28 protein-coding genes are annotated in these 24,511 nt (G+C 67.9%); 15 read left to right on the top strand and 13 right to left on the bottom strand.

The window, feature by feature from the left end; all coding sequences use genetic code 11:
- Positions 1-237: 237 nt before the first annotated feature.
- The 6 genes from AOZ06_RS06785 to AOZ06_RS06765 all read right to left on the bottom strand — a co-directional run bounded on the left by AOZ06_RS06785 (position 238) and on the right by AOZ06_RS06765 (position 4,176).
- A complete protein-coding gene (locus AOZ06_RS06785) occupies positions 238-1,692 on the bottom strand; it encodes a leucyl aminopeptidase family protein (RefSeq protein WP_417999941.1) in 1,455 nt (484 codons plus the stop codon).
- Between the two features lie 120 nt (positions 1,693-1,812).
- Positions 1,813-1,980, bottom strand: coding sequence for a DUF3117 domain-containing protein (locus AOZ06_RS53530; RefSeq protein ID WP_076991360.1), 168 nt, complete (start codon positions 1,978-1,980; stop codon positions 1,813-1,815).
- 295 nt (positions 1,981-2,275) lie between these two features.
- A complete protein-coding gene (locus AOZ06_RS06780; protein WP_054288640.1) occupies positions 2,276-2,854 on the bottom strand; it encodes a DNA-3-methyladenine glycosylase I in 579 nt (192 codons plus the stop codon).
- Positions 2,851-3,162 (bottom strand): DivIVA domain-containing protein, encoded by a 312-nt coding sequence (locus AOZ06_RS06775; protein ID WP_054288639.1) that lies wholly within the window; start codon positions 3,160-3,162, stop codon positions 2,851-2,853. Before AOZ06_RS06775 ends, AOZ06_RS06780 begins: the two co-directional genes overlap by 4 nt.
- A 16-nt stretch (positions 3,163-3,178) precedes the next feature.
- Positions 3,179-3,856 (bottom strand): permease prefix domain 1-containing protein, encoded by a 678-nt coding sequence (locus tag AOZ06_RS06770; RefSeq protein ID WP_054288638.1) that lies wholly within the window; start codon positions 3,854-3,856, stop codon positions 3,179-3,181.
- The gene (locus tag AOZ06_RS06765) at positions 3,838-4,176 is read right to left on the bottom strand and encodes a PadR family transcriptional regulator (RefSeq protein ID WP_042189970.1); all 339 of its coding nucleotides are present in this window, start codon (positions 4,174-4,176) and stop codon (positions 3,838-3,840) included. Before AOZ06_RS06765 ends, AOZ06_RS06770 begins: the two co-directional genes overlap by 19 nt.
- 281 nt (positions 4,177-4,457) lie before the next feature.
- Here AOZ06_RS06765 and AOZ06_RS06760 point away from each other — a divergent pair, with 281 nt between their 5' ends.
- The 9 genes from AOZ06_RS06760 to AOZ06_RS06720 are packed head-to-tail and all read left to right on the top strand — an operon-like array spanning position 4,458 to position 12,877.
- Positions 4,458-5,762, top strand: coding sequence for an MFS transporter (locus AOZ06_RS06760; RefSeq protein WP_054288637.1), 1,305 nt, complete (start codon positions 4,458-4,460; stop codon positions 5,760-5,762).
- Positions 5,716-6,891, top strand: coding sequence for a radical SAM protein (locus tag AOZ06_RS06755; protein WP_054288636.1), 1,176 nt, complete (start codon positions 5,716-5,718; stop codon positions 6,889-6,891). The genes AOZ06_RS06760 and AOZ06_RS06755 overlap by 47 nt, the downstream gene beginning before the upstream one ends.
- A gap of 5 nt (positions 6,892-6,896) precedes the next feature.
- Entirely contained in the window at positions 6,897-7,157 is a 261-nt protein-coding gene (locus AOZ06_RS06750; RefSeq protein ID WP_054296463.1) for an acyl carrier protein, read from the top strand.
- Positions 7,154-8,368, top strand: a complete 1,215-nt coding sequence (locus AOZ06_RS06745; protein WP_054288635.1) for a hypothetical protein — start codon at positions 7,154-7,156, stop codon at positions 8,366-8,368. The genes AOZ06_RS06750 and AOZ06_RS06745 overlap by 4 nt, the downstream gene beginning before the upstream one ends.
- The gene (locus AOZ06_RS06740) at positions 8,358-9,308 is read left to right on the top strand and encodes a Gfo/Idh/MocA family protein (RefSeq protein WP_054288634.1); all 951 of its coding nucleotides are present in this window, start codon (positions 8,358-8,360) and stop codon (positions 9,306-9,308) included. Before AOZ06_RS06745 ends, AOZ06_RS06740 begins: the two co-directional genes overlap by 11 nt.
- On the top strand, positions 9,305-10,468 hold the full coding sequence (locus AOZ06_RS06735) for a condensation domain-containing protein (protein ID WP_054288633.1): 1,164 nt from the start codon (positions 9,305-9,307) through the stop codon (positions 10,466-10,468). Before AOZ06_RS06740 ends, AOZ06_RS06735 begins: the two co-directional genes overlap by 4 nt.
- Positions 10,465-11,370: a phosphotransferase family protein gene (locus AOZ06_RS06730; protein ID WP_236952113.1), complete on the top strand. Its 906-nt coding sequence runs from the start codon at positions 10,465-10,467 to the stop codon at positions 11,368-11,370. Before AOZ06_RS06735 ends, AOZ06_RS06730 begins: the two co-directional genes overlap by 4 nt.
- Positions 11,367-12,398, top strand: a complete 1,032-nt coding sequence (locus AOZ06_RS06725) for a glycosyltransferase family protein (RefSeq protein ID WP_054288632.1) — start codon at positions 11,367-11,369, stop codon at positions 12,396-12,398. Before AOZ06_RS06730 ends, AOZ06_RS06725 begins: the two co-directional genes overlap by 4 nt.
- A complete protein-coding gene (locus AOZ06_RS06720; protein WP_054288631.1) occupies positions 12,395-12,877 on the top strand; it encodes a GNAT family N-acetyltransferase in 483 nt (160 codons plus the stop codon). Before AOZ06_RS06725 ends, AOZ06_RS06720 begins: the two co-directional genes overlap by 4 nt.
- Here AOZ06_RS06720 and AOZ06_RS06715 read toward each other — a convergent pair.
- Both AOZ06_RS06715 and folP read right to left on the bottom strand, forming a co-directional pair.
- Complete coding sequence (locus AOZ06_RS06715) at positions 12,864-13,781, bottom strand: glucosyl-3-phosphoglycerate synthase (RefSeq protein WP_054288630.1); 918 nt, start codon at positions 13,779-13,781, stop codon at positions 12,864-12,866. The two genes, AOZ06_RS06720 and AOZ06_RS06715, sit on opposite strands and share 14 nt — an antisense overlap.
- On the bottom strand, positions 13,778-14,593 hold the full coding sequence (gene folP, locus AOZ06_RS06710; protein WP_218922086.1) for a dihydropteroate synthase: 816 nt from the start codon (positions 14,591-14,593) through the stop codon (positions 13,778-13,780). Before folP ends, AOZ06_RS06715 begins: the two co-directional genes overlap by 4 nt.
- A gap of 157 nt (positions 14,594-14,750) precedes the next feature.
- Here folP and AOZ06_RS06705 point away from each other — a divergent pair, with 157 nt between their 5' ends.
- Together AOZ06_RS06705 and AOZ06_RS06700 are read left to right on the top strand one after the other, a co-directional pair.
- Complete coding sequence (locus tag AOZ06_RS06705; RefSeq protein WP_054288628.1) at positions 14,751-15,419, top strand: lysophospholipid acyltransferase family protein; 669 nt, start codon at positions 14,751-14,753, stop codon at positions 15,417-15,419.
- Between the two features lie 228 nt (positions 15,420-15,647).
- On the top strand, positions 15,648-17,111 hold the full coding sequence (locus AOZ06_RS06700; RefSeq protein WP_054288627.1) for a Dyp-type peroxidase: 1,464 nt from the start codon (positions 15,648-15,650) through the stop codon (positions 17,109-17,111).
- A gap of 729 nt (positions 17,112-17,840) precedes the next feature.
- Here AOZ06_RS06700 and AOZ06_RS06695 read toward each other — a convergent pair.
- From AOZ06_RS06695 to dapE, 3 genes are all read right to left on the bottom strand, one after another.
- Complete coding sequence (locus AOZ06_RS06695; protein ID WP_083471544.1) at positions 17,841-18,383, bottom strand: LOG family protein; 543 nt, start codon at positions 18,381-18,383, stop codon at positions 17,841-17,843.
- A complete protein-coding gene (locus AOZ06_RS06690; RefSeq protein WP_054288625.1) occupies positions 18,383-19,144 on the bottom strand; it encodes an LOG family protein in 762 nt (253 codons plus the stop codon). The genes AOZ06_RS06695 and AOZ06_RS06690 overlap by 1 nt, the downstream gene beginning before the upstream one ends.
- 79 nt (positions 19,145-19,223) lie before the next feature.
- Complete coding sequence (gene dapE, locus AOZ06_RS06685; protein ID WP_054288624.1) at positions 19,224-20,294, bottom strand: succinyl-diaminopimelate desuccinylase; 1,071 nt, start codon at positions 20,292-20,294, stop codon at positions 19,224-19,226.
- 68 nt (positions 20,295-20,362) lie between these two features.
- On the opposite strand from dapE, the gene AOZ06_RS06680 reads away from it, so the two are divergent.
- Genes AOZ06_RS06680 through AOZ06_RS06665 form a run of 4 tightly spaced genes read left to right on the top strand, consistent with a single transcriptional unit; the run spans position 20,363 to position 23,053 of the window.
- A complete protein-coding gene (locus AOZ06_RS06680) occupies positions 20,363-20,650 on the top strand; it encodes a DUF6364 family protein (RefSeq protein ID WP_054288623.1) in 288 nt (95 codons plus the stop codon).
- Positions 20,647-21,078: a PIN domain-containing protein gene (locus AOZ06_RS06675; protein ID WP_054288622.1), complete on the top strand. Its 432-nt coding sequence runs from the start codon at positions 20,647-20,649 to the stop codon at positions 21,076-21,078. Before AOZ06_RS06680 ends, AOZ06_RS06675 begins: the two co-directional genes overlap by 4 nt.
- A 24-nt stretch (positions 21,079-21,102) precedes the next feature.
- Positions 21,103-22,080: a 2,3,4,5-tetrahydropyridine-2,6-dicarboxylate N-succinyltransferase gene (dapD, locus tag AOZ06_RS06670; RefSeq protein WP_083471543.1), complete on the top strand. Its 978-nt coding sequence runs from the start codon at positions 21,103-21,105 to the stop codon at positions 22,078-22,080.
- A 40-nt stretch (positions 22,081-22,120) separates the two neighbouring features.
- Positions 22,121-23,053, top strand: coding sequence for a CHAD domain-containing protein (locus AOZ06_RS06665; protein WP_236952111.1), 933 nt, complete (start codon positions 22,121-22,123; stop codon positions 23,051-23,053).
- Between the two features lie 27 nt (positions 23,054-23,080).
- Here the strand turns inward: AOZ06_RS06665 and dapC are convergent, their stop codons facing one another.
- Both dapC and fdxA read right to left on the bottom strand, forming a co-directional pair.
- On the bottom strand, positions 23,081-24,166 hold the full coding sequence (gene dapC, locus AOZ06_RS06660; RefSeq protein ID WP_054296461.1) for a succinyldiaminopimelate transaminase: 1,086 nt from the start codon (positions 24,164-24,166) through the stop codon (positions 23,081-23,083).
- Positions 24,166-24,492, bottom strand: coding sequence for a ferredoxin (gene fdxA / locus AOZ06_RS06655; protein WP_054288619.1), 327 nt, complete (start codon positions 24,490-24,492; stop codon positions 24,166-24,168). Before fdxA ends, dapC begins: the two co-directional genes overlap by 1 nt.
- Between the last annotated feature and the right edge of the window lie 19 nt (positions 24,493-24,511).

Raw genomic sequence — 24,511 nt, 5'->3', positions numbered from 1 at the left:
TTCGCCGCTGTGGGCGCGTTATGCCCTTGCCCCTGCGTGTGGACCGCCGTGAGTTGGCACTGCTGGGCGCGCGAGTCGCCATGAGCTGGTTGTCGCTGGCTAGGCCAGCGTTGCTGCCGTTCGCCCAGCCCGGTGGGCAACTTCCACGCTTGCGCGCGGAGCCGTCTCCAGGCTGCCTCTTGTGCGGTATGCGTCGGTCTTTTTGGCTCGCGCCACTGGGTCGCAGTGGCGCGTGTCTCATCTGGTGTAGGACGCTGCCAGCTCTACCAGGGTTCGGGTTGAGAAGCCGGTTGCTCCTGGCACGACCTCGTCGTAGGTCTTCTCTGCACGCGCTGGGCCTGCGATGTCCATGTGGGCCCATGGGATGTCTGCGGTGAACTTGCGCAGGAACAGCGCTGCTGTGATGCCTCCTGGACCTGGGGGGCACTGGCGCCAGTCCGCTATCTCGCTGACTACTTCGTCTTCCAGGTCCGCCAGCAGTGGCATCCGCCACCATGCCTCACCCGATCGGGTTCCCGCGTCGGTGATTCGTGCGGCCAGGGCGTCGTCTGTGCTGAACAGGCCACCTGTTCGTACGCCGAGGGACACCTTCATCGCCCCTGTCAGCGTTGCCACGTCCACGATCAGGTCGGGCTTGACGCGCCGGACGGCGTAGCCGATCGCGTCGGCCAGGACCATCCGGCCTTCCGCGTCGGTGTTCGTCACCTCTGTTGTCTGGCCGTCGTAGTGACGAACCACATCTCCCGGCCGGTAGGACGAGCCCGACACGTGGTTCTCGGCGATCGGCACCAGCCCTGTCACGCGTACCGGCAGGCCGAGGCGCGCGATGGTCACCAGTGCTGCGATGACCGATGCTCCGCCGCACATGTCCGTGCGCATCAGGTGCATGCCGTCCGCGGGCTTCAGTGAGATCCCGCCGGTGTCGAACGTGATGCCTTTGCCGACGTAGGCGATGTGCGGCCCTTCCGCTCGGGCCGGTCGCCAGGTCAGTTCCACGAACCTCGGTGGGCTCGCTGATCCTCCGCCCACGGCCAGCAGGCCGCCGAATCCTTGCTCGGCCAGCCAGTGCTCGTCGCGTACTTCCACCTTCAGGCCTGGCAGTTGCGCCGCCAGTTTCACCGCTGCCGCGGCCAGCCAGGCTGGGTTCTTCACGTTCGACGGCGTGTTGCCCATGTCACGTGTGGCCGCTGTGCCCTGCGCGTACGCCAGTGCGCGGTCGACTGCGGGGCGCAGGTCTTCCGCTGTCACCAGGCGGAGCAACTTCAGGCGGGGCTTCTCCGCCGACGACACCTTGTACCGGTAGCCGCCCAGCGAAACGCCCAGCACCAGCGCGGAGATCTGGTCCTCTGTCGTGCCCTCCGGCAGCGTCAGCTGCAGGGAACGTGCGACCTTGCGGCCTGCGTCGGAGTCTGTCTCCGCGCGGGCTTCGAAGGCACGCACCAGCGCCGCGCCTGTCTTGCGCCAGTCCGCCGCTGCTCCTTCGCCGATCCCGGCCACCCAGCGGACGCCCGCCGCGTGGTCGGCTGCGAGGTTCACCTCGCCTGCCTTGCCTGTCAGCCCGAGCGCTGTCGCCCATTCCGCGGTCAGGTCCGCGCCGCCTGGCCCGAACTCCGGCGAGTCGTCGCCCGGGTGTGCCAGGACCACGGCGGGCACACCACGGCGTGGCGTGGCGGCTACCTCGATCTCGGGCATCGGGCTTGGTAATGACGGCACGGGCGTGCGCAACGCGGGTCCTCCTGCGGCTCGCTTCAAGACGTGGCGCGGCCCCGGCTCCACTCGCGGATACCGGGGCCCGCCTGGGAAAACTCAGGGTCAGCCTGCGGCAGCCTTCAACGCGTCGCCGAGGGCGCTGGCCTCGTCCGGTGTCATCTCCACCACCAGGCGTCCACCACCCTCCAGCGGGACGCGCATCACGATGCCCCGACCCTCCTTAGTCACCTCGAGGGGACCGTCACCGGTCCGGGGCTTCATGGCCGCCATAGCGTGCTCCCTCCGTCATAGCCTGCCCACCGCAGGCCGGGTCCACCAGCCTCGGCTAACGCCATTCTCTCCTATCCGCTCACCGCGACGAAATCGAACCGATCTTTTGCGTGTCGTTTGGTGACCAGTCACCGACCTGGCGTGACAGATTCGAGGTAGCGGGCGCGGATGTGACTTCAACGACTTCACGGTGCGACACGCCGAGGCGCGACACGCCGACATATTTTCCCCGTTTTTGGTAACGAGATGGTCACGCGTCCTTGCGGTGCGCACGGCGTCGATTTCCCGCGGCATTTCACTTCGCCCGCCAGCACGCGGCGATATGGTCGTCGACGATCCCGGTGGCCTGCATCAGGGCGTAACACGTGGTCGGCCCGAGGAAGGCGAAACCACGGCGTTTGAGCTCCTTGGCCATCGCCTTCGACTCCTCGGTGATGGCGGGCACGTCGGCCATCGTGCGAGGTCGCTTGTGCTTGGCGGGCTTGAAGGACCACACCAGGTCGTCCAGCGGGACGTCGAGCGACAGCACGGCGCCCGCGTTGCGGATGGCCGCGTCGATCTTGGCCCGGTTGCGCACGATGCCCGCGTCACCCATCAGCCTGGCCACGTCGCCGTCGTCGAATTCGGCGACCAGCTTCGGGTCGAACCCGGCGAACGCGGCGCGGAAGTTCTCCCTTTTGCGCAGAATCGTGATCCACGACAGGCCGGACTGAAACGACTCCAGGCACACCCGTTCGTACATCGCGTTCACCCCGCGCAGCGGGGTGCCCCACTCCTCGTCGTGGTACGCCACGTAATCCGGTGTCGAGTTGCCCCAGTCGCAGCGGACTAGTTCCTTTGCCCCACGACTTCTCGCGCCACGGCTCGTCGTCACTGGGCTGCCGCCTTGTCCGCCAGCTGCCGTTCCAGGTCCGCCACCCGGGTGCGCAGCTCGTCGACTTCCGCGCCCAGCCTGGTCAGCACCCAGTCCACCTCGGACATCTTGTACCCGCGCAGGACCATCTGGAACTTCACCCGGCCCACGTCGGCCGAGGTGATGTCGTCGGCGGGCAGCCTGGTCGGCGACGTACCGGGCGGCAACGGCGGCAGCTCCTCACCGCGGCCGAACAGCACCGAGGCGAGCAGGAACACCACAGCCGCGACGAAGACCATGACGACGAGGTAGAACAGCGCGGTGGTCACCCCGGCAATCTTGCCACTACGCGGCGAACCGGACCGCCTTTCGGGCCATCACGGTCAGCCGCGACAACACCAGCAACGCGAGCAGGGACGTTCCCCAGCACATCGGCGCCGCGGAAAGCAGCACCGGCTTGGCGATCACCGACGCCACGCCGATCGACAGATTTCCCAGCAGGGCGACGGTTGCCGTGACCATCGCGACAGTGGCGACGCAGCGGGCGATCAGACGACTGTTTGCCGCACGGCGGGACATGTGCCGCCCGAACAGCAACGCGAGCGTGGTCGCGATGGCGACGGCCCACGCCATGCTGTCGTTGATCTGGGCGAAGGGGATGAACCACGAGGGCATCGGGCCGCCGGGAATCGCCTCCCACGGCCCGAGGAAGATCATCCGGCCGCCTTCCCACGCCAGGTGCAGCACCGGCAGGATGAAGAGGATCGCCCGCAGGGTCCGCGAGCCGTACGCGACCGCGAGTTCGCTTTGGTAGTCCTGCGCTATCTCACTGACCCGGCCGAAGTCGGCGACCGCTTTGCGTTGCGCGTCCTCGTCGGGGATCCCCACGGCGCGGTAGCAGTCGGCGGCGTCTTCGAGGCTGTCGCGCACCTCGGTCAGCAGGTCGAGCTTGACCTTGCGGTGCCCGTGTAACCGGGAGTCCAGATCGGCGACGTAGTCGTCGATCAGGCTTGCGCCGGCCATGGGCCCTCCCCGAGTACACCCTCGATGGCAGCCGTGAATTCCCGCCACGCCGTCCGCTCCTGGACGAGCGCGCGTTGCCCGGCCTTCGTCAGATGGTAAGTACGGCGTTGGCGGCCCGACACAGTGCTCCACTCGCTTGTGACGTAGCCCGCTCGCTCCAGCCGGCGCAGCGCCGGGTAGACCGTGCCGGTGGGCAGGTCGAGCGCACCGCCGCTGCGCAGTTGAAGTGCCTCGATGATCGCGTACCCGTGCAGGCGCCTGCCGTCGAGAGTGGCGAGCAGTAGCGCGTCGAGGTGTCCACGCAGCACGTCCGGCTTCATACGTAGCGAGTCTACGGGTTCGAAGTCACACTGCCCAGGCGTTTTACCACAGATACACCGTGGATCTCGATCGATGCGTAGACCGGCGACACGTAGATCGACTGCCGGCTCCCCAGATGGCGATTTCTAGCCAGACATAGCACTGACCTGGAGCGACGCACGTAACGTGGATCACACCCCACTTAATTGCTTGCTTGAAGGAACGGTGATCAGTGGGGTGGCAACCAGCACACACCGCATCTGGATGATCACCGAAAGCAGCCGCCGACGCGAGGGGGACGATGCGACCGACCTCATCAGCGACCGGCCTCCCTGTCGGATTCCGGTGGTTCTGGGGCAGCCAGACGATGAGTTTCGCCGGCGACCGGCTGACCGGCTTCGCCGTGCCGAGCGCCGCGATCCTGGTGCTGGACGCGTCGAGCGCCCAGGTCGGGCTGGTTTCGGCGGCCGGGTGGCTGGCCTATCCGGCGTTCGGCATGGTCGCGGGCGCGCTGCTGGCCGGCAGGCGGCGGCACCGCGTGATGATCACCGGTGAGCTGGTTCGGTTCGTGGCGTTCCTCAGCATCCCGCCGGCCGCGCTGGCCGGTTGGCTGAGCATCACGCAGATGGTCGTCGTCGTCGCGATCGCGGGGATCGCGACGGTCTTCGTCGACATCGCCGGCCAGTCCTACTTGCCGTCGCTCGTCCCGCCCGGCCGGCTGTTCGCCGCGAACTCACGGCTGCAGGGCTCGGACAGCCTGTCCAAACTGGTCGGTCCGGCGCTGGCGGGCGCGGTGGCGAACCTGGTCGGCGGTATCACGGCGATCGGCGTGAACGCGTTGCCGTTCCTGGCTTCCGCGCTCGGCCGGACCCGGATCAAGGTCGTCGAGGACCTGCCGCCACGACTGACCGCGCCGCCCCCGATCACCACGCGGATCCGTGTCGGTGTGTCCTTCGTCTGGGGGCAGCCGTTGTTGCGCCAAGTGGTGTGCGCGACCGCGGTCCGCGGCTTCGGCACCGGAGTGGTCGACGCGGTCCTGTTGCTCTTCGCCTACCGCGTCCTGGGTCTGTCCAGCCTGGGCGGTGGTTTGCTGCTCGCGGCGGGCGCGGTCGGCGCGTTGCTCGGCGCACTCGTGACGCAACGGATCGCCGCGCGCATCGGCGTCCGGGCCGCGTTGCTGGCCACTGCGTTCGAGGGCCTGATGTGGCTGGCCGTGCCGGTCACGCTGATCGCCGCGCCGGTCGTGCTGCTGGTGGTGATCCGGGTCTGCTCGGCGTTCTGGCTGCCGGTGTGGAACGTGCTGACGACGAGCATCCGCCAGCAGCTCACGCCACCCGGCGAACAGTCCACCGTGCACGCCACGGCCCGCACGACGGCGTCGTCGACGATCCCGCTCGGCTCCCTGGTCGCGGGTTTTGCCGCGGGGTTGCTGGGGTCGTGGTTCGGCACGCCGGCCGCCCTGGTCGCCGTGCTCGCGACCGGCGGTGCGTGCGTCGCCGCCAGCGTCCTGCTGGTGCGCTCCATGCCTGAACTGGCCGAAACGCAAGGAGGAGGATCGAATGCACCCGACCACCACACGAACGTTGAACGCCAAGGAGTTCGCTGACATCAAGCACACCGTGGCGATCCGGTCACGGGCACGCCGGAACCTGCTGGCCGACCCGGGGTACGCGGCCCCGCTGCCCCAGGAGGTCAGCCTGCAGCTGACCTACAAGTGCAACCTGCGTTGCACCCACTGCTACCAGTGGAACGAGCAGGGTTTCTTCCGCGACTTCAGCGTCCAGCGGCAACGCACGGAACTGGACATCGACGTCGTCGAGCAGGTGCTGCGCACGACGGCGCCAGTCCGGTCCAAGACGTTCCTGTGGGGCGGCGAACCGCTCATGCACACCAGGTTCAACGAGGTCGCCGAGTTGCTGGAGCGCTACCCGCGCACGGTGAACATGTGCACCAACGGCCTGCTTTTCAACCGCAAGCTGGACGACCTGCTGCGCATCGGCGAGAACCTCAACCTGCTGATCAGCCTGGACGGTCTCGGCGAGGACCACGAGGCGCTGCGCGGCAAGGGAACCTTCAAGCGCACCATGCAGAACATCCGGCTGATGCTGGACCTCAAGCGCGAGGGGAAGTTCGACGGCGAGATCTCGTTGTCCTGCATGGTTTCGCACGTGACCGTGTACAAGATGTACGAGTTCATGGAATGGGCCGAGGAACTCGGCGTCAACACGGTGTACTTCCAGTTCCCGTGGTTCATCAGCCCGGGAGTCGCGCAGGCGATGGACAAGGTGTACGCGGAGTCCTTCGCGTGGCTCGACCCGGACACCAAGACCAAGCAGCCGACCTGGCACTCGTACACCTACCGGTTGCCGGAGCAGCAGATCCCGGTCCTCCGGGAATCCATGGCGCGACTGGCTTCCCGGTCCTGGCGGGTCCGGGTGCGCTACCAGCCGCAGCTGGCGGCCGACGAGGTCGAGGACTTCATCCGCGGCACGTCCCGCCCAGCCCAGCACCGCAACAAGTGCCTCGCGGTGTCCAACCGGATGGAGGTGCACGCGGACGGCGCGGTCAGCTCGTGCAAGTTCTTCCCCGAGTTCGTGGTCGGCAACCTGTACGACACCCCGGTCGGGGACCTGTGGCAGAGCGCCGACTTCCGTGCGGTCCGCGAGACCCTCTCGGCCAACGGCATGATGCCGGTCTGCTCGAAGTGCATCTTGCTCTACCTGAACGGAGTGTGAAACCCATGTCCGACACCGAGTTCACCATCAAGACCGTACTGGCGGGCGTGCTCGGCCCCGGGTTCACGCCCGAGCAGATCGCCTCGGACGCCGACCTGGTCGAAGAGTACGGGCTCGACTCGCTGCAGACGATCTCGTTCCTGCTGGGCATCGAGGACGCGTTCGACCTCGAACTGGACTACGAGACGCTGGAGCTCGACCACCTGCGTTCGGTCGGCCAGTTCACCGAGTACGTGACGTCGATCAACGCGTTCGCAGCCGGATGACGGCGGCGCGACTGGGCACGTTCGACGCGGAGAAATGGTGGCGGCCGACGGATCTGGCCACGCTCCCGGCGGTCGCGCGGGCCGGTTCCGGCGACGCCGTCGCCGCGATGGACGAACTCCTCGCGGGTTTCTGCGCGCCCGGCGACCGGCTGCTCACCCGCCACCCCATGGCCGGTCCGGTGCGCGCAGGACTGGCGGCGGCCGGGATCACGTTCGAGCACCTGACCGTCGACGGCTCCGACGAGCCGTACGAGCGGAACGTCTCCCGTGAACTGGTCGGCGGTTTCGCCGTCGAGCCGTACGCCGTGCTCGCGGAGACAGCTCGACTGTCGGATTCTCTGCCTGACAACGTTGTCGTCGCCGGGGTGAACTCCAAGGCCTGGTCCAACGCCTTGGCACTGTCCATGGATCTGCCGGGCACAGGCGTCGTCGTCCGGTCGGTTGCCGAGTTGTCGGCCGCGGTCGCGCGGTTCCCGTCAGCGATCGTGAAGGACCCGTACGGGGTTTCGGGCCGCGCTGCTCTGGTCGTGGAGTCCTCCGGCGTGCTGCGGGCCATCGAGCGGACGTTGACCAAGCAGGACAAGCGGATCGAGCTGCTCGTCCAGCGCAGGTACGACGTTGGGCGGGACTTCTCCGCGCACGTGCTGATCGAGCCTGACGGCACGTGGTGGCATCGTGGCGTCCAGGTCATGACCAACCGGGGTTTGCGGCACCTCGGCTCCTCACCCGCGACACCGGAGTTCATCGAACTCCTGTGGGAGAAGAGCTATTTCGAGGTCGTCAGCGCGGTTGCCGGGAAGCTCGCGGCCACGGGCTACCACGGGCCGTTCGGTGTCGATTCGATGCTGCTGCGGGACGGCACGCTCGTGCCGGTCCTGGAGATCAACGCCAGGCAGTCGTTGGGACTGCTGTCCTTTGTGTTGCACGAACGCGCCGCCAAGCAAGGCCTCGCCGCGCACTTGTCGCAGCTCGAACTGACGATCCCGCCAGGCAGCGGGATCTCGTCGGTGTGCCAGGCCCTGGCGGAAATCCGCTACACCGGCGGTGAACGCGAAGGTGTGCTCGTGCTCAACGGCAGCACGTTGGCCGCGCCGGGCGGCCGTGTCTACCTTGCCTTGTTCTCGCAGCAGCCCGACGCGTTGCGGCAGCGCGCGCTCAACGCCGTCACGGCCGCGGGCATGACGGTCCGAGGAGGCGCTCATGCGGCTTGACATCGGCCTGATCGGTGCCACCAAGATCGCCGAACGCGCGATCCTCGCCCCCGCGAGCAACCGCGACGACGCCGCTGTCCGTGCTGTGGCCGCGAGCGATGTCGCGCGCGCCCGCGACTTCGCTGTCAGGAACGGCATTGAACGTGTCCACGATGACTACGAGTCGCTGATCCGCGACCCGGACGTCACAGTGGTGTACATATCGCTGCACAATTCCGCCCACCACGAGTGGGCCGTCCGTTCCGCGTCACACGGCAAGCACGTGATCGTCGAGAAACCGTTGTGCCTGACCACGTCCGAGTACGCGGAGATCAGCGATGCCGCCGAGGCCAACGGCGTCCAAGTCGCCGAGGCGATTCCGACCGCGGGCCACCCGTGGCAGGCAGCCGTCCGGCAGATGATCGACGCCGAGGAGTTCGGCCCTTTGCGGCGGATCCACACGAGGATCCAGTTCCTCACCCCAGCCGAAGGGACCTACCGGACGCGGCCGGAACTCGGCGGCGGGATCTTCTTCGACTGCGCGAGCTACTGGTTGCAGGCTGCGCAATCCACTGCAGGTCTCGCAGGTGCCACGGGCACGGGTGCGTCCGCGTTCGACGGCCCGAACGGCACGGACACGACCTTCCACGCCACGTTGCGCTGGGACGACGGCCGCGAGGCCACTTTGGACTGCTCGGTCGGCGGCAAGCACGTCGCCGAAGTGGAGTTCTTCTTCGAATCGGCTTCCGTGAGGTTGCGCAACCTGCTCAGGCCCACGATGGCCGCTCTGCCGTTGAACCTGTCGGTCAAGGGGGCGCGGACCGAGATCCGGTCCTTCCCGCCGATCGGCTACTACGAGGCCCAGCTCGACCGGCTGTTCACGCGCGAGGACTCGCCGGGCGAGCGGATCGCGTTGCTGGCCGGGATCCACGCGACGGCCCGGGGAGCTCTGGTCCGATGAGGAAGCCGTTGGCTGTCTGGCAACGGTTCGCGCTCGGCTTCGACGCCGACGAGCCGGGCTGGTCGACCGGGCCGTGGTTCACCATGAACGCGGTCGTGGACGTGCGCGGCCCGTTGGACGTGCGGCGGCTCGAACAGGCATACAGGCAACTGGTCGACCGGAACGCGTTGCTGCGTACCAGGATCGAGGACGACACCCAGGTCATCCGGCCGGAAGTGCCCGTCGAGCTCGAGCTCGCCGACGCATCAGCCGAACTGCTGCACGCGCCGGTCGAGTTCACGGCGTTGAGCCCGTTGCGCGTGCGGCTGGCGAAGGTGGACAAGGACCGGCACCTGCTGTGCGTGCACATCCACCACATGATGGCGGATCCGGTGACACTGTGGGCTTTGCTGGCGGAACTGGCGGCACTGTACCGCGGCCCGCTGCCCGCCCCGATGGCGCAGTTCTGGCAGTACGCCGAGGACCAGGCCCGGCTGCTGGAGGACGGGCGTACCGCGGCCGAAGCCTGGTGGCGCAGGGTCGCGTTCACCGATCTCGCGGTGCCGTCGCCGACGCCCGAAGCGGGTTTCGCGTTGCGGCAACGCGTTCTCACCGCGGACGAGGTAACCGAAGTGGAACGGTTCTCCCGCAAGAACCGGTCCACGATGTTCGTGTCGCTGCTGGCCGGAATCGCGTGCGCGATGCAGCCGTACCTGGGTCCAGGCGACAACGTGCTGTTCAACACCTTGCTCAGCCGCCGCAACCGCATCGAATGGCGTGCCATGCCGGGGCCGTGCACCGTCCCGGCGTTCATGCCGTTGCCACGTCCTCCCGCGACACTGACCGGGGATTACGTGGCAGTGGTCCGCGATGTGGTGCTTGGCGCGCAACAGAACGTGATGGATCCGCCCACGAACGTGCCATGCCCGTTCATCGAGTACCTGCCGGATTCCCGTCCACAGGACCTGTCGTTCGGTGCCGCGACCGGGTCCGTCGTGGACGCTGCCGGGCCGCGTGACATCGGCCGCGCGCACGCGCTGGGCATCCGTGCGCGGCGAACCGCGGACGGCGAACTCTTCGCGCACCTCAGCGGCGACGGGATCGGGTGGTCCAAGGAGCGGACATCGGCCGTCTGTGCAACTCTGCCATGGCGAGTCGACCGAGTTTCGGAGGTTTCGTGACCAAGCGGATGCTGTCGTCCGACGAGCTGGACACCGTGCTGACGACCTGCGGCATCGACCCTGCCACCGTGCTGGCCAGGCAAGAGCTGACCGAGGGCACGTACAACACGGCCTACCGCCTGCGCACAGCGGACACCGGCTACATCCTCAAGGTCGCGCCCGACCCCGCGTCACCGTCGCTGACCTACGAGCGCGGCCTGATGGGCACCGAAGCGCTGTTCTACCGGGAGGCCGCCGGACTGCCTGTGCCGCAGGTGATCCACGCGGAAGCCGACTTCCTGCTGATGACCGAGATCCCCGGACGTCCCTGGTACCCGGACAAACCCCACGAGGACGCACGGGCCGGGCTCCGCGGCGAGCTCGGCGGGATCGTGGCGAGCCTGCACAAGATCACCGGCGCCGGCTTCGGCTACCCCCAGCTCGGCCTGCACGACTCGTGGCGGTCGGCGTTCCGCCAGATGGTGACGTCCTTGCTGGCCGACGCCGAACAGTACGGCGTGGACCTGCCGGTCTCCGCCGACAGGATCGTGGCGGCGCTGGACTCGCCCGCGTTCGACGAGGTCGAGCACCCGGTTCTGGTCCACTTCGACCTGTGGGACGGCAACATCCTGCTGGACGGCGACCGGGTGAGCGGCCTGGTCGACGGGGAACGCGCGTTCTGGGGCGACCCGGTGGCCGAACTGGTGTCACTGGCCCTGTTCAAGGACATCCGCAGGGACACCGCGTTCCTCGACGGCTACGGGCCGCTGGAGTTCACCGGCCCGGTGGCGTTCCGGCTGGCCTGCTACCAGGTGTACCTCTACCTGATCATGTTGATCGAGACCGTGCCGCGGCAGAGTTCGGACGCGGGGATGCGCAGGCTGATCCTGAAGAACCTGCTGGAAGCGGCGGCGAAGCTGTGATCGGGATCCTGACGTCCGGGGTGGCGCTCGGCGTGCACGTGCCCGGCCTGCTCCTGGCCGACCGGCTGCGCGAGCGCGGCGCGGACGTCAGCGTCTGGGTTCTGGAACGCATGCTGCCGCAGGAGACCTTGGCGACGACAGCCAAGATGAAATGGGCGTTCCACCGGGACTTCCGCGTGGCACTGGCCGGCCAGCGAGTGGCGCGGGACGCCTCCGTGGCGATCCCGGCCGAGGCGCAGGACGCGGTGCTGGCGGCGTGGCGGTCTCGTGACGTGCGGAAGTTCGTGGTGTTCTCCGGATTCTGGCTGCCGATCCTGGCGCGCCACGAGAACGCCGACGTGGACATCTGCCACGTCGACTCGGTGGTGTCACCTTCTTTCCAGAAGACCGGGACGAGCCTGGCGGCCCGCGAGATCTGGCTGGCGGACGCGGAAAAGAGCACGCTGCCGTACAGCATCCCGGTCACCCGCTCACCGCCGATCGCCTGGCAGGACCGCGACCGGCGGCTGCTGGTGCACGGCGGCGGCTGGGGAATGGGGACGTACCGGGAACGCGCGACCGAGCTGCGATCCCGCGGTTTCGCACTGGACGTGATCGCCTACGAGCAGAGCGACGTACGGCCCGGCAACGCGATCCGGCACTTCATGATCGACCCCGAATGGCATCCCTGGCTGGACGACGGTTACCCGCCGTTCGGCGAGGTCACGAACGGCGAGCCGGTGTTCACGCGCGGCAAGGGCCATCACGGGTCTTTCGACCTGACGCGCTCGGCGATCGCGACCGTGAGCAAACCGGGCGGCGGCACCATGCTGGACTCGCTCTGGTCGGCGACGCCGTCGGTGCTGCTGGAACCGTTCGGCGCACACGAGAAACGCAACGCGGACCTGTGGGAGCAGCTCGGTTTCGGTATCTCGTTCGACAAGTGGCGTGCCTCCGGGTTCGATGTGGACATGGTCGAGAAGCTGCACACGGCTCTGCTCGAAGCCCGTGACCACGTGCGCGACTACGCGGAGGTCCTCGCGGCGTGAACGAGGTCGTGCGGGCCCAGCCGGACGACTGGGCGGCGTTCCGTGACATCCGGCTGACCGCGCTCGCCGACTCCCCGGATGCTTTCGGTTCGACGCTGAGCGACGAGGAGAGGAGCACGGAAGCCGACTGGCGCAGGCGGCTGACCACGTCGGTGGTGTTCCTGGGCAGCCGTGAAGGCAAGGTCCAGGCCATCGCGTCGGCGTACCCGATCGACGGCGACGACGCCGAGCTGATCCGGATCTGGGCCCACCCGGACGCCAGGGGAACCGGCCTGGCCGCGCAGACCGTCCAGGCAGTGCTGGACTGGGCGAAGGGCAGGAAGCGGGTCACGCTCTGGGTCGGCGAGGAGAACCCGGCGGCGGAACGCTTCTACGTCAAGCTGGGATTCCGGCGGACCAGCCGGACGGGGGCGCTGCCGAGGGACGAGTCCATCCTGGAAGCGGAGATGGTCTTCCAGCCGCCGGTCACGAACGCCTGACCACGGACCGCATGGCCGGCCGGTCGGCGACCGCGAACCGGGCGGTGTCCGGAATCCACTCGCCGCCGACCTGGACGAACTGGGTGAGTTCGGTGGGGCCTTCGAGGTCGCACCGGCGCAGCACAGCGCCCAGGATCTGGCTCGCCATCACGCCGAGCTGCAGCAGATTCCGGTTGCGGTGCTTGCGGACACCTAGGTTGACCTGTGCGATTCCGTCCAGGCCGTGCATGGAGTGGGCGTCGAGCAGCAACGCGATCTCGACGGCGTACCCGGCGGCGAAGGGCACCGACTCCAGGAACTCGCGTGTGGCCGCGTACTCGCCGCCGAGCGGCTGGACGAGTCCGGAGAGCTCCGGGCGGACGGCGTTGAGCAGCGGCCGGGCCAGCAGTTCGGTGACACGGCCACCGCCGGTGCCGTAGTCCTCGGTCTCCAGCCTCAGCGGCCGCCGGTAGAACCCCTTGACCAGGTGCACGTCCTCGGTCAGCAGCGGCCCGAGCAGCGCGGGCACGAACGCCGGGTCCGGCTCGACGAGGTCGGCGTCCAGGAAGACGACCAGGTCGCCGCTGGTCGCGGCCAGCGAGCGCCAGAGCACCTCGCCCTTGCCCGGCAACGGTTCCAGGTCCGGAACGACGTCCTCCCTGCGGACCACCCGTGCGCCCGCCCCGGCGGCCACCGCCGCGGTCCGGTCGGTCGACCCGGAGTCCATCACCACGATCTCGTCGACGAGGGTGCCCAGCAGCGGCCGGACCGTGCGCACGACGTCGCCGACGGTCTGTTCCTCGTCCAACGCGGGCAAGACCACGCTGACCGTGCGCCCCGCCTTGGCGGCGACGAGCTCCTGGACAGTCCACTGTGGATTCTGCCAGGTCCTCGCGGCGAACCAGGCGGCCGCGGCCGGGTTCACGCGAGCGCCCGCAGCACACGAGCGGGCGGGCGAGTGCCCGCGATGCTGGCGACCATCTCGACCACCTTCCTGGTCTGCCGCACCTGGTGGGCGCGGAAGACGCGGGCGCCCGTCCACGCCGCGACCGAGGTGGCGGCGAGGGTGCCGTCCACCCGGTCGGCCAGCTCCACGCCGAGCGTCTCACCGACGAAGTCCTTGTTGGACAACGCCATCAGCACCGGCCACCCGGTGGCCACCAGTTCGTCCAGCCGCCTGAGCAGTTCAAGGCCGTGCCACGTGTTCTTGCCGAAGTCGTGCGTGGGGTCGATCAGGACGCCCTCAGCGGGCACCCCGAGCTCGACCATCCGGGTCGCCCCGCGCACCAGTTCGTCCGCGACCTCGGCGACCACGTCGGAGTAGCGGACGCGGTGCGGATCCGTCCTCGGCAGCGCGCCACCCGTGTGCGAACAGACGATGCCGACACCGAACTCGGCGGCGACCTCCGCCAGCCGCGGGTCGGCGCCCGCCCACGTGTCGTTCAGCAGGTCGGCGCCCGCCTCGCACGCGGCCTGCGCGACCTCGTGCCGCCACGTGTCGACGCTGATCACCACGTCCGGGAACCGGGTACGGACAGCTTCGACAAACGGGATGACCCGGCGCATCTCCTCCGAGGTGTCCACGACCTCGCCGTGTGATCCCGCTCGCACTCCGCCGATGTCGACGATGTCCGCGCCGTCGGCCACCGCGCCCGCGACCGCGGCCATGGCGGCCTCGTCGCCGAACGTGGCACCGCGGTCGTAGAAGGAATCCCTGGTGCGGTTGACAATCGCCATCACCAGCGCGCGGTCCTGGGCCACCTCGCGCGTACCGAACTTGAGAGGTCGCACCCAGTGATCGTGCCACGAGCCCAGGTGAAGTTGCCGACCGCGCAGTTCGATTCAACAATCCGCGCCCTAGAGTGGATGCATCCCCCACCGCAGGAGGCTCCCCTTGTTCTACCGCGCGCTGCGAGCCGTGTGCGCCGTCATCGCGAAGGTGCTGTTCCGGCCGAAGGTCGAAGGCCTGGAGAACATCCCAGCCGGTGGTGGGGTGATCCTGGCGAGCAACCACCTGTCGGTGTTCGACAGCATCCTGATCCCGCTCGTGGTGCCGCGGCAGGTCAACTTCCTCGCCAAGGAGGAGTACTTCCAGGGCAAGTCGCCCTACCACCGCGCCCGCACCGCGTTCATGCGCGCGATCGGCCAGGTTCCCGTGCAGCGCGGGCAGGCTCGCGCGGGCGTCGCGGCGCTCGAGGTGGCCAGCAAGGTGCTGTCGAAGGGTGACGTCTTCGGGATCTACCCGGAGGGCACGCGCTCGCGTGATCTCCGGCTGCACCGCGGGCACACCGGCGTCGGCCAGCTCGCGCTCAGCAACGGCGTGCCCGTCGTGCCGATGGCCGTGATCGGCACCGACCGCATTCAGCCTCCTGGCCAGCGTTTTCCCCGGCCCGCGCGGGTCACCATCCGAATCGGCAAGGCACTGGACTTTTCCAGGTATGACGGGATGGCCGGATCGCCTGCCATTCGCCGCGCGGTGACCGACGAGATCATGTATTCGATCATGGAACTGTCCGGCCAGGAATACGTGGACGTTTACCACAAACTGCCGGACGCGGCCTGAGCCCTATACCACAGCCCATTGGACCGTTCTCGTGAATAGCCATCACAAGATCGGACGATTCATACCGGTCGCTGACTGCCGAGAGTAGACAGCATACCGGGCCAATTGGTCCTTTTTTCCTCCAATCGAGTGAACTGCCTTGAAGGCAGTGCCAAGCTCGGGCTCACTGGAAGTAGGGGACGGCACGGGGAGCCGTCCACCGCGACCAGGGGGAATCCAGGGGGATTCATGAGTGACCAAGATGCGGACGAGGCTGCCCGCACACTGCCGCTCCGCCATTCCGACGACATACAGGGGGACATTCTCGCCGGGTTTCGCAAGGATCATGAAACGGTCCTGCTCCTGCGGTTCCCGGACGATCTTGCTCCGGTGCGGAATTGGCTGCGCAGGCTGATCCCGCACATCGCGACGACCCGCCAGGTCGCCGCGTTCAACGCCGAATACAGCACCGCCCGCCACACGCTCGCCGGAACCGACCCGGCCGCGTTGAACGCGACCTGGGTGAACGTGAGCCTGACGTACGCGGGGCTGAGATTCCTGATGGACGAAGAGCCCTTCCCGGACCAGCAGCCCGAAGGCGTGCAGGCGTTCGTGAAAGGCGCGTTCGCCCGTGCGGAGATCAACGGCGACGACGGCGAAAGCGCACCGGGCGAATGGCTGTTCGGCCGCGCCGACCAACCGGTGCACGCCGTGCTCACCGTCGCCTCCGACGATCAGGCCAAACTGGAAGTCCGGGCCTCGCAACTGCGGGTCGCCGCGGCCCGCGCGGGCCTGACGGTCACGTTCGAGCAGGTCGGCGCGACCCTGCCGGGCGAACGCAAAGGGCACGAGCACTTCGGGTTCAAGGACGGCGTCAGCCAGCCCGGAGTGCGCGACTTCGACCGCCCCGACCCGCGCGACCCGATCCACGTCCACGGCAAACCGGGCACCCGGATCCTGCCCGCGGGCGAATTCGTCGTGGGTCACCCCAAGCTGACCGGGGAAGCGCCCCCACTGCCGGAATGGACCCGCAACGGGTCGTTCCAGGTGGTGCGCAGGCTGGCACAGGACGTGCCCGCCTGGTGGGCGCAAGCCGGTGCCGCGCGCAGGCAGCTCGACAAGGAGGGGATCGAGCTGCCGCCCGGCACCGGCACAGAGTGGCTGGCCGCCCGCGCGGTCGGCAGGTGGCGTTCGGGCGCGTCAGTGGCGCACAACCCGAACGCCGAACCACCGACCAAACCGGGTGCACCGGACGACAACCTGATCAGCTACGTGGACGACCCGGAAGGGCACACCACACCGCACTTCGCGCACATCAGGAAAACCAACCCGCGTGACGGCATCGGCGGCGACTTCACCAACGCCGACACGCGGCGCATCATCCGCAGGGGAATCCCGTACGGCCAGCCATTCGACCCGGCAGCCGGCACGGGACACGGCCCGGACGCCGACCGGGGACTCGTGTTCATCGCCTACATGGCGGACCTCGCCGTCCAGTTCGAGTTCCTCCAGCAGGCGTGGGTCAACAACGTCGACTTCCTCCAGCCGGAAACGGGCAACGACCCGGTCATCGGCAAGGACACCGACGTCAACCTCAAACTGGACACCAACCCAGAAGGAAAGAAACTGCATTTCGCACAGTTCGTGCGGACGGAGGGGACAGTTTATGCTTTCGCACCTTCACTCAGCACGTTGCGGTCGCTCGCTGGATGATCGCGACATGTGATTCTTGGGCCCGGCTTCGGCCGGGCCTTTCTTTTCGTTGGCCGGGGTGTTCAATTTTCGCCGCTTCTCTTTCGGTGGGTCTCCTTCGGTTTTCCTTCGGTGGGCCGGGGCGGCGCCGATTTGACATGGGAACCCCCGGGGCGCCCTCGGAGAGCGTAAGGGAGGAGCCCTTTTCAGTATCCAAGGCGCGGCGCTTCCCACAGCGCCGGGGCTCTCCGCGCCGACGCGCTTACGGGCGCCCCCGTCCCATGTAAAATCGGCGCCGCTCTTGGTTTTTGGCTTTTGGGCTTTTGGGCTTTTGGGCACTTTTCGCTCGACCCCGCTTCGACAGCTGGCCGAGGTTTGCGTTCACATTTCCTTCTCACTTTTCCCCAAGACCTTCACCTCACCACATCACACATCTGTTCCCACTCCAGCTACAAGCCCTCGCCGCGCTCCAGCCATTCATTCCGCCCCACCCGACCCAGCACTCCACCGCGCCCACACCCATTCCATCCAATCCACCCCACAAGACCCGCTGTACCACTCACCCACCTGTACACAGCCCACAATCCGCGTTCCGCAACCACACCCCCGTTGCGGCTCGCCCTATCCATCCGCCCACCATGACTTTCAGCAGGGCGGAACAGGCCTAAGCCGGTGAACGAGGGTACTTCGCCCACCGCCAGGCCGTGTCCGTCTGTCTATCCGTGTGTCAGCCAGTCATTCGGTACTCAGTCAGTTCTGCTCCGCCGCGAACTTGTCCAGGAGTTTCGCCGGGTCGCTGTCCACGCTGATGAAGTCGCGGTAGCCCGGGCGGATGAAGCCTTCGATCACCATGTGGTCGACCATTTCCACCAGTGGCTGGTAGAAGCCGTCGGTGTCCACTATTCCGATCGGTTTCCGGTGCAGGCCGATCTGGGCCCACGTCCAGATCTCGAAGAGTTCGTCCAGGGTTCCCGCGCCGCCCGGCAGCGCCAGGAATCCGTCCGACAGCTCCGCCATGAGGGCCTTGCGTTCGTGCATGCTGGCCACCACGTGCAGCTCTGTCAGACCTTGGTGGGCCAGTTCCCTGTCCACCATGCTCGTCGGGATCACTCCGACCACCTCGCCGCCTGCTTCCAGTGCCGCGTCGGCGATGGTTCCCATCGTGCCCACTGACGCGCCACCGTAGACCAGGGTTATTCCGCGCTTGGCCAGGAGCTTCCCTGTTTCCGCCGCCGCCGCGGCGTACCGCTGCGAGCGGCCCGGCTGGGAGCCGCAGAACACGCAGATCCGCACTAGTGGACTTCCTCCCAGGCGCGGTAGGCGTCTTCCACCACGCTGATCGCGTCATCCACGTCGTCTGTCACGTGGATGAGGGCCAGGTCCTTCTCGCCCACCTTTCCCGTCTTGAACACCACGTCCTGCAGCCAGCTGTGCAGCCCGCCCCAGTAGTCGCTGCCGAACAGCACGATCGGGAACTTCGTGACCTTCTTCGTCTGCACCAGGGTCAGCGCCTCGAACAGCTCGTCGAGGGTGCCGAAGCCACCCGGCAGGCAGATGAAGGCCTGCGCGTACTTGATGAACATCGTCTTGCGGACGAAGAAGTACCGGAAGTTCACCCCGAGGTCCACCCACGGGTTCAGCCCTTGTTCGAACGGCAGCTCGATGCCCAGCCCGATGGACAGGCCGCCCGCCTCCGACGCGCCCCTGTTCACCGCTTCCATCGTGCCCGGCCCGCCGCCGGTCAGTGCCGCGAAGCCCGCTTCGGCCAGTGCCGCCCCGATCTTCCTGCCCAGCTCGTACTCCGGGTGGTCACGGGGGGTGCGCGCCGATCCGAAGACGGTCACCGCACGGGGCACCTCGGCGAGCGCGCCGAAGCCTTCGACGAACTCCGCCTGGATGCGCATCACGCGCCACGGGTCCGTGTGCACCCACGCGGACGGGCCACGTGAATCGAGCAGGCGCTGGTCTGTGGTGGTCGGCTCCTCGCTGCGCTCACGGCGCAAGGTCACCGGGCCCCGTTGTTTCTCCTTGGGGCGATCCTCGTTCGTTGTCACCGGCTCAAGTCTAGTTGGGGTCGCCCGCCCAACCGGTGACTTGTTCGCCTCGACCCGGTGACCGGCCGACCAACGATGATCACGCTCCGGTCAGCCAACGGCCCAGCACACGCGCGCAGTCGCTGATCTGCCGGACGTGCACGTGTTCTTCCTTGGTGTGCGCCAGTGTCGGGTCGCCTGGGCCGAAGTTCACCGCGGGCATGCCGAGCGCGGCGAACCGGGCCACGTCCGTCCAGCCGAGCTTGCCGACCGGCTGCCCGCCCGCGGCTTCGACGAGCTCCTTCGCCGCGGGTGCGTGCAGGCCGGGCAGTGCTCCGGCCGCGTGGTCGACGACCTTCACGTCGAAGCCGTCGAAGACCTCACGCAGGTGCTTCTCGGCGGCTGCCAGGTCACGGTCGGGCGCGAAGCGGTGGTTGATGGTGAGCACGGCGTCGTCCGGGACGACGTTGCCCGCGACGCCGCCTTCGATCTTCACCGCCTGCAGGCCTTCGTGGTACGTGCAGCCGTCGATCTGCACGATCCGCGGCTCGTACGCCTCGAGCCTGCGCAGTGCCTCGCCGAGTGCGTGGATCGCGTTCACGCCCATCCACGCGCGGGCGGTGTGGGCGCGTTTTCCCGTCGTGCGGATCTCGATGCGCATCGTGCCCTGGCAGCCGGCTTCGATCACGCCGTTGGACGGCTCGCACACCACGGCCACGTCGCCGAGCAGCCAGTCCTTGAGCTCGCCGCGTTCGATCCGGCCGAGGCCGTTGCGGCTCGCGTCGATCTCCTCGCAGTCGTAGAACACGAATGTCAGGTCGTGCCGCGGCTCGGTGACGGTGGCGGCGAGGTGCAGCATGACCGCGTCGCCGCCTTTCATGTCGACCGTGCCGCAGCCGTGCAGGATCTCGCCTTCGCGCCTGGACGGCAGGTTGTCGTTGATCGGCACGGTGTCGATGTGGCCCGCGAACACCACGCGCCGCTCACGGCCGAGGTTCGTGCGCGCCAGGACCGTGTTGCCCGACCTGGTGACTTCGAGGTGGCCGAGGCCGCGCAGGCCCCGCTCCACCGCGTCCGCCAGGTCGGCCTCGTTCTCCGAGACGCTCGGGACGTCGACGAGGACAGCGGTCAGGTCCACCGGGTCGGCACTGAGATCAAGTTCAACGGTCACCCCCGCACGCTACCCGTCACGTGGGTTTCACGTGGTCCACGTGAAACCCACGTTGTACCGTTGGGGTAATGAAGAGGAACATCACCGTTCAACTGGACGAAGAGGTCATCGCCAAGGCGAAGGTGCTGGCAGCCCGGCGCGGAACGTCCGTCAGCGCCTTGCTCTCGCAGGAGGTCACCAAGTTGACCGAGGAAGTGACTCGCTACGAGGCAGCCAGACACCGCGCTCTCGCCATGATGGAAGAGCTCAGCAAGCGTCGACGCCCTGGCGAGGGCGAGACGATCACCTGGACCCGCGAGGAAATCCACGGCGACCGCGGGTGGAATCGTAAGGGAGCAGAGGAAACCACCGAGTGACAGGCGCGATCCCCGAACTGGCGTTCATCGACACCAACGTTCTCATCTACGCCCACGATGGACGAGACCCGGCCAAGAACGAGGTCGCAAGAGCCACGCTGGCCAAGCTGTGGGACACCGGCACCGGAGCTCTGAGCTCGCAGGTCCTCAAGGAGTTCTACTCGGCAGCCACTGACAAACTGGACTACTCCCACGCGGAGGCACGTGAGTTGGTCGCCGCCTACGGCGAATGGTGCGGGACGGACACCGATACGCAACTACTGGTTACGGCAAGCGTGCTGTGCGAGCGGTATCAACTCAACTGGTGGGACGCGTTGATCATCGAGGCCGCGCTTCGCTCCGGTGCCACGACACTGCTGACCGAGGACATGCGACACGGGCAAACCATCGGACATCTCACGATCCGCAACCCGTTCGTCGAGTCCTGACCGCGCGTTGGTTACCGTTTGCGTGTGAGCGCGAACCCCGAGTCGAGCGGCGCGTACGGCGTCGGTCTTGCGACAGTCACCACTGATGGCACCGTTCTGGACTGCTGGTTCCCCAAACCGAAGCTGGGGGACGCGCCCGCTCCAGGGACGCAGCACCTGTCCGAAATGGCGGCCGCCGAGGAACTCGGCAACGGCGTGTCCGCGATGCTGGGGCCGGACAACGCCCGTGGCGTCGAGATCATCGCGGTCCGGACCGGGATCAACGCGCTGGCCGAGCCACCCAACGACGCGTACGACGTCTACCTGCGGCTGCACCTGTTGTCGTCGCGGCTCGCCACCCCCAACGGCCTGAACCTCGACGGCATCTTCGGCCTGCTGGCCAACGTCGTGTGGACCAACCACGGCCCGTGCCCGGTGGAGAACTTCGCGGCGACCCGGTTGGCGCTGCGGGCCCGTGGCGCGGTGACCGTGCACGGCATCGACAAGTTCCCGCGGATGGTGGACTACGTCGTGCCCAGCGGTGTCCGGATCGCCGACGCGGACCGCGTCCGCCTGGGGGCGCACCTGGCGAGCGGCACGACCGTGATGCACGAGGGCTTCGTCAACTTCAACGCGGGCACGCTGGGCTCGTCGATGATCGAGGGCCGGGTTTCGCAGGGCGTCGTCGTCGGCGACGGCTCCGACATCGGCGGCGGCGCGTCGATCATGGGCACGCTGTCCGGCGGCGGCAAGGAAACGATCACCATCGGTGAGCGCTGCCTGGTCGGCGCGAACGCCGGTATCGGCATCTCGCTCGGCGACGACTGCGTGGTCGAGGCGGGCCTGTACGTCACCGCCGGAACGAAGCTCACACTTCCGGACGGCACGCTGGTCAAGGCACGCGATCTGTCCGGCACCAACAACCTGCTGTTCCGGCGCAACTCCAGCACCGGAACCGTCGAGGTCGTCGAGCGCAGCGGATCGGGCATTCACCTGAACGAAGCACTGCACGCCAACGACTGACAGGCGAAAACAAGCATTTCGTTCACCTAAGATTCATGGGGTGACCACTTCCTTGACGCCATCGGACCTCGGGCTCCCGTCCGAGCCGATCACCGCCCGTCGCAAGGACCCGCCGGCCATCCACGTCCGCGTGCGGCTGGACAGCCAGTTGCGAGCGCTCCTCGCGCACGAGGCGGGCACCAAGTCAGGGGTGGATCCGGAAGACCTGCACCAGATGCGCGTCACCATCCGGCGCCTCCGCGCGGCAGTCAACGCGGACGGCGCCGGACTGGGTGAGATCGCGCCGCCGCTGCAGGAAGACCTCAAGTGGCTCGGCAACGCCCTCGGCCCGGTCCGCGACCTCGACGTGCAACTCGACCGCCTGCGAGCCGAAGCGGCCGGTTTCGACGACGACGAGCGCGCAGCGGTCGAACGTCTGCTCGGCGGCCTGATCACCGAACGCAAGGCAGCGCGGCGCCGGATGCTGGCGGCGATGCGGACAAAGCGCTACAACAGCTTGCTGACCTCGCTGGCTGCCGCGACCGTGTCGGAACCCGAGGAGACCACTTCGGACAACGGCGGCCGGGACGCGGTGATCAGCGTGATCTACCGCCCGTACCGGAAGTTGTTCAAAGCGGTGGCAGCGCTGGGCGAGGACCCCGTCGACGAGCAACTGCACGCCCTGCGCATCAAGGGCAAGCGTTTGCGATACGCCGCCGAACTGGTCGGCGCGGCCGGGAAGGAACCGGTCAAGGAACTGATCAAGGCCACCAAGGCCTTCCAGGAAGTGCTCGGCGAACACCAGGACGCGGCCGTCGCGGAAGACATCATCCGCCGCCTGTCCGCGGGCCAGCAAGACCCCGCGGTCATCTTCGTCGCCGGCCGTCTCGTCGAACGCGAACACGCCCGCCGCCTCGCCTACCGGTCACAGTGGCGGGACAAATGGGACGCCGTCGCGGCCTTCGCCGCTGACTTCAACCGCAAGACCACCTGAGCCCGGTGCGGGGCACGGCGCACGGGGTCAAGCAGTGAGGCGAGCAGCCGCGGCGGCCACTCGTTCGTCGGTCGCGGTCAGCGCCACCCGCACGTGCTGCGAACCGGTGGGGCCGTAGAACGTCCCCGGCGCGACCAGGATGCCGCGGTCGGCGAACCACGAAACGGTCTGCCAGGCGTCCTCGCCCCGCGTCGCCCAGAGGTACAGGCCCGCTTCCGAGTGGTCGATCTTGAAGCCCGCCTCGGTCAGCGCCGCCTTGAGCACGTCCCGGCGGGCGCGGTAGCGGTTCTTCTGGGCGTTCACGTGGTCGTCGTCGGACAACGCCACCGTCATCGCTTCCTGGACCGGCCGGGGCACGATCATCCCCGCGTGTTTGCGGACCGACAGCAGGCCCGCCACCAGCGCCGGGTCCCCTGTCACGAAGCCCGCTCGATACCCGGCCAGGCTGGACGACTTCGACAGCGAGTGCACCGACAGGATTCCCTCGGTGCTTCCTTCGTTCACCGAGGGGTGCAGCACCGACACCGGTTCCGCGTCCCAGCCCAGCGACAGGTAGCACTCGTCCGAGATCACCGTCGCGCCGCGCTCCCGCGCCCAGGTGACCACCTTGCGCAGGTGGGCCACGGGCAGCACCCGGCCGGTCGGGTTCGACGGCGAGTTCAGCCAGATGATCGACGGCTTCTGCGGCCCGAGTGCGGTCAGACCGTCCGCGCGGACCACCGTCGCCGCGGCGAGCAGGGCTCCTACCTCGTACGTCGGGTAGGCCAGCTCCGGGATCACGACGATCGAGCCGGGGCTGGTCCCCAGCAGCGTCGGCAGCCAGGCCACCAGCTCTTTCGAGCCGATCGTGGGCAGCACGTCCTTCGGCGCCACCCCGCCGACGTCGAATCGGCGGCTCAGCGCCCGCACTGCCGCTTCGCGCAGCTCCGGTGTGCCGTGTGTGGTGGGATATCCGGCACGGTCCGATACCGCAGCGAGTGCTGCCCTGATCTTGTCGGGCACCGGGTCGACAGGCGTGCCGACCGACAGGTCGACCACGCCGTCCGGGTGCTCACGAGCTGTGGCCGTGGGACCCGCGAGCGAGTCCCACGGGAAGTCGGGCAGACCCGTGATCAATGCTCGGTCTCGCGCGGCGCGAGGTCCTTGACGAACGGCGGGTCCGCCGAGACCTTGCCGACCTTCGACGCTCCGCCGGGTGAGCCGAGCTCGTCGAAGAAGTCGACGTTGGCCTTGGTGTAGTCCTTCCACTGGTCGGGGACGTCGTCCTCGTAGTAGATGGCCTCCACCGGGCAGACCGGCTCGCAGGCACCGCAGTCGACGCACTCGTCAGGGTGGATGTAGAGCATCCGGTCGCCCTCGTAGATACAGTCGACCGGGCACTCCTCGATGCACGCCTTGTCGAGCAAGTCGACGCAGGGCTCAGCGATGACGTAGGTCACGGTGCTCTGCTCCTTTGTG

This window comes from Kibdelosporangium phytohabitans (genome assembly GCF_001302585.1).
Lineage (GTDB): Bacteria > Actinomycetota > Actinomycetes > Mycobacteriales > Pseudonocardiaceae > Kibdelosporangium > Kibdelosporangium phytohabitans.
This window is presented reverse-complemented; position numbering and strand designations above follow the sequence as displayed.